The organism is Methylobacterium sp. E-046 (assembly GCF_022829625.1).
Taxonomy (GTDB): Bacteria; Pseudomonadota; Alphaproteobacteria; order Rhizobiales; family Beijerinckiaceae; genus Methylobacterium; species Methylobacterium longum.
Map to the genome: position 1 here is coordinate 1 of NZ_JAKSYP010000246.1, position 3,727 is coordinate 3,727.

General features: G+C 68.6%; 3 protein-coding genes and 1 pseudogene. 2 read left to right on the top strand and 2 right to left on the bottom strand.

The genetic code is table 11. The annotated features are described in order from the left end of the window. Window positions 1–338 precede the first annotated feature (338 nt). A complete protein-coding gene (locus MKK82_RS26630) occupies window positions 339–1,112 on the top strand; it encodes a hypothetical protein (protein ID WP_243987328.1) in 774 nt (257 codons plus the stop codon). Between the two features lie 86 nt (window positions 1,113–1,198). Next, a complete protein-coding gene (locus tag MKK82_RS26635) occupies window positions 1,199–1,618 on the top strand; it encodes a hypothetical protein (RefSeq protein ID WP_243987330.1) in 420 nt (139 codons plus the stop codon). A 43-nt stretch (window positions 1,619–1,661) separates the two neighbouring features. On the opposite strand, the gene MKK82_RS26640 is transcribed toward MKK82_RS26635, so the two are convergent. Together MKK82_RS26640 and MKK82_RS26645 are read right to left on the bottom strand one after the other, a co-directional pair. Further along, window positions 1,662–2,939 carry an OprO/OprP family phosphate-selective porin gene (locus tag MKK82_RS26640; protein WP_243987331.1) on the bottom strand — a complete coding sequence of 426 codons (1,278 nt, stop codon included), beginning with the start codon at window positions 2,937–2,939 and terminating at the stop codon, window positions 1,662–1,664. A gap of 232 nt (window positions 2,940–3,171) precedes the next feature. Then, window positions 3,172–3,552 (bottom strand): annotated as a pseudogene (locus MKK82_RS26645) (HU family DNA-binding protein); the annotation flags it as partial. Between the last annotated feature and the right edge of the window lie 175 nt (window positions 3,553–3,727).

Below are 3,727 nucleotides of genomic sequence, written 5' to 3' on the forward strand. Positions count from 1 at the left end.
GCCACCGGCATTCAGGAGCGCTGCGGCGTGTCCCGTGCCTGAGGCCATGTCCTCCGCTCTCAAGGCCACCTGGCAGGTCGCCAAGGCTACTCACCGCGCCGCCGCTCACTGACTCTCTAGCGGCCTGACCCGCCCCGCCACGGGGGCACCCCCCTCCCCACCGACCCACCGCCACGAGCCCCACCAGGAGCGCGAACGATGTCCTATGCCCGCATCCCAAATTTCAGCCAGCCCGTCCCGGTTCGCAGCACCAGTGCCCGCACCGGCCGCCGTCAGATCCCGCTGGATCGCCGCTACCGCAACCTGCCGGACGAGACCCAGCCCGGCACGATCGAGCCATGGCAGGCCGTGGCGCCTGTCCGGCCCGACACCGCGCACTGCCGGTCCCTGCGCTTCCTCGACGTAGCCGGCGACCCGGCATACCCGAGGGCGCATTCCGGGCTTACCAAGACAAGTTCGACGCGGCGCTCACCGCCAGTGGCTACCGCGCAAACTGGGAGGCGATACAGCCGCTCTACGAGCGCATCGAGGCCATGATCGGCCCGCTGATGAACGTGCCGGTTCAGACGCTGGAGGGCCTGATCCTCAAGCAGCGGATCGGCCAGACGCTGTCACACTTCGAGGACGACGCGCACAAGGACCTCGCCAAGCTGGCGAAGACCTACCGGCCGGGAGCGCCAGCTTCGCGACCCGCGCAGGTCTCGATACCTCCTCGCCTTCAGGGCAGCCTTGTTGATCAGATCAACTTCGCGTCCGCCTCGCTGGGCGACCTGCGGTCGCTCCACGACATCGCAGATGAAGTCAGCACCTTCGTCTACGCGCTGGTGTGGACGGGGCGGTGTCACACCCGCGGCTGGGACAGGACCAAGGGCCCTGAGGGTCAGTACAACGCCGCCGGCAAGCTGATGCAGTGGCTCGGTGACGCCCTGACCGACATAGCGTGCGCGGCTCAGATGGAGGCGCGGCTGCGTCAGCCGACCAACAGCTCAGATCGCGAGACGCGGCTGTCGACGCTGGCTGTCACGACCCTCGACAACGGCGACCCCGACGAGATCGAGGCGTTCGCCCGCGAGCTGTTGGCCCACGCTGCGGCCGAGCGTCAGGGCCGCTGATAGCGGCTCCACCCCTTTGCGTGCCTGCGTACCGTCCTGGCCGGATCCGCCGGGCCTTCCCGCCATAGCAATCCGAGACCTGACCCATGGGCGACGTGCTCACCTTCACCCCGCGTCCGAAACCAGCCGCTCCGCAGATCCTAGAGCCGCTGGCCGGGGCCGCCCTCCGCGCCAGCCTAGAGGAAGCGGCACAGACCGCCCTCGATGCCGCGGACCGCATCATCGCCGTGCTCGATCGCATGGACGGCGATGCCGATCACGAAGACGGCGGGGACGCTGAGCCGTCTCTGGCTGCTCCCGAGAACACCACCGGCTCGCAGGTCGTGTGGATGCGCGGCGGGGATCAGGACCGCGAGGAGGAGGCGCCCGAGACCGTGTTGCCGGAGGCGGCGGCCGACACGCAGCCCGAGACCCTGCCTGAGGCGATCGTTCTGCCCTGGCGGGGCCGCGGGAACGTCATCGCGGCGGCCGGATCGCTCCTCGTCGACCTGCTGGAGCGCGCGTGATGCCGACCGCGCTCCCGGTCTGCACTCTCCGGCTCGGCGGCGCTCACCAGTAGATCTGCAGCCGCGCGATGACGGTGTCGACCGAGAACGGTGCGAGGCCTACCGTGTCAGACTGGGCCTCCCCAGGCCGAACGCGCCCGTGGACGTAGTTTGTGATGAGCCGAAGGTTCGGCTCGGGATACCAGCTCAGGCCCACGGTCACGTCCCGCTCGCGGCCTCCGCGGGAGCCGCGGGCATCCAGGTCGATGGCGCTGAACCGGGCGGCCAGCTCGAAGACGCCGAAGCCGCCGCGGGAGACGCGCTGTCCCTCGGCCACGCGCACCCCCTTGAAGGTCGCGTAGGTGGTGCCGCCCTCAGGGGTCAGAGCATAGGCGCGCCCCTCCCCATTCAGCACCAGGGCCGCCTCGACGTAGCCGCCCTGGAAGCCGAGGACCGGCACGGGGCCGCCGGCCCCAGCGAACCGCTCGATCTCGGCGTGGATATACTCGGCCTGCACTAGGATCGGGCCGCTGCGATAGGCGAATTCGGCGCCGATCCGGGACACGTGCGCCACGTCCGGCAGGTCGCCGGTGTCGACGAAGGGGCGCGTGAACAGGAACGCCTCTGGTGGGGTGGAGAAGCTGAACGCTCCGTCAGCTCGACTTCGACTCTGGAAGAGGCCGGCGAGGCCGAGATGCAGCGTCTCGCGCTCCTCCAGGATCGGCGCCACCGTGGCGCGACCGGCAGCCGCCACTCCGTCCCCGGTGATGCCGTTGCTGGCGGCGTCGCCGAACACGCTCGCTACAGCGGTCCAAGCCTGCCCGTGATGCCCAACCGCGAAGCCGAAGCGGCGATCCGGCACGAACGCATTGGCCAGAGAGCGCTCGGCGAACAGGGTGTCGTTGTTGCTCTGCAGCCATTCCAGGCTGAACGGCACCTTCATGTTGCCGAGGGTCAGGATCGTGTCTGGCAGCCCCTTCCAGGCGACAAAGGCATCGTTGATCGGCAGGAGAGGATCGCTGAAATCGTACTGGAAGGCGACTACCCAGTCCCGCCCGATGGTGAGCGTCGGCTCGATCCACGAGCGGCGCACCGCGACGATGTCCGGGAAGGCATCGGTCAGGCCGGGCCGGCTGAAGCCCGCCGCACCGGCATCGATGTGCAACCGGCCGCCGATATTCAGCTTCACGCCCGGCTCGGGAAACGTGAGGGTCAGGCCTTTCTCGTCGTAGCGCAGGCGCTCGCCGTAGGGACCAGCCATGCCCTCGAACACGTTGTCCTCGGCGCTGGCGGGTGCCGCGAAGGCGAGGGAGACGGCCAGGAAGGTCGGGGCAGGGCGCATGCCGATCACCCCGCTAGAGAGCATTTCGAAACAGCCGTACCAATCACATAGGACAGAGAAAGCCGGAACCGCCGCGGTCGTGGCTCGGTGGCCACGATCGGGCTATCGCTGTAGTCGGACTACGAGACGTTCGTCCTCCGCGAGGGTGACGGCGCCCAGCTGCCCGGCTCGCCCTATGTGCTGGAGCCGGCGATCAGCGCCTTGCTCGACTGTCCTGAGCCGCCGCACGTCGCTATCGTGCCGGCCACGCTGCAGCCGCCGAACGAAGTTCAGCTCGCAGAAGCTGCTCGGCATCCTGCTTAGGGTCGACCCGATCCAAGTTGAGCCGCGCCCGCATCCCCTTACCCGGCTTGAAGTGGATGTGCGCCTTGGCTTTGGCCACCACCATCTCACCCGTGCGCGGGTTCCGGGCAGTGCGGGCCTCGCGGTCACGGACGCAGAACGTCCCGAAGTCGCGCAGCTCGACGCGATCACCATCTGCCAGCGCCCCGACGATCCGGTCGAGGATGGCATTTACCATCGCTTCGACATCCCTCGCGTAGAGGTGCGGGTTCTGCGCCGCGACGCGTGCGACAAGCTCGGATCGGATCATGCTGGGTAGGTACAGGGACCGGACCGCGAAGAGCGAGTGCGTGGTCGCACCGTTTCTACTTCCCTCTTGCGCCGTCTACCTTGCCCTCGGTGGCATCAGCACCGGCGCCGGTCTTGAAGAAGTCCTCGACCGGCCTGCCAAGGGCTTCGCTGAGGCGCCTCAACGTCCGCAGCTTGCGCTCGCGCTCGCGTGCCTG

Bases quoted from the DNA above. Each gene is read 5' to 3' on its own strand.
- MKK82_RS26630 (WP_243987328.1), top strand. From the start codon at position 339: ATGGCAGGCCGTGGCGCCTGTCCGGCCCGACACCGCGCACTGCCGGTC.
- MKK82_RS26635 (WP_243987330.1), top strand. From the start codon at position 1,199: ATGGGCGACGTGCTCACCTTCACCCCGCGTCCGAAACCAGCCGCTCCG.
- MKK82_RS26640 (WP_243987331.1), bottom strand. From the start codon at position 2,939: ATGCGCCCTGCCCCGACCTTCCTGGCCGTCTCCCTCGCCTTCGCGGCA.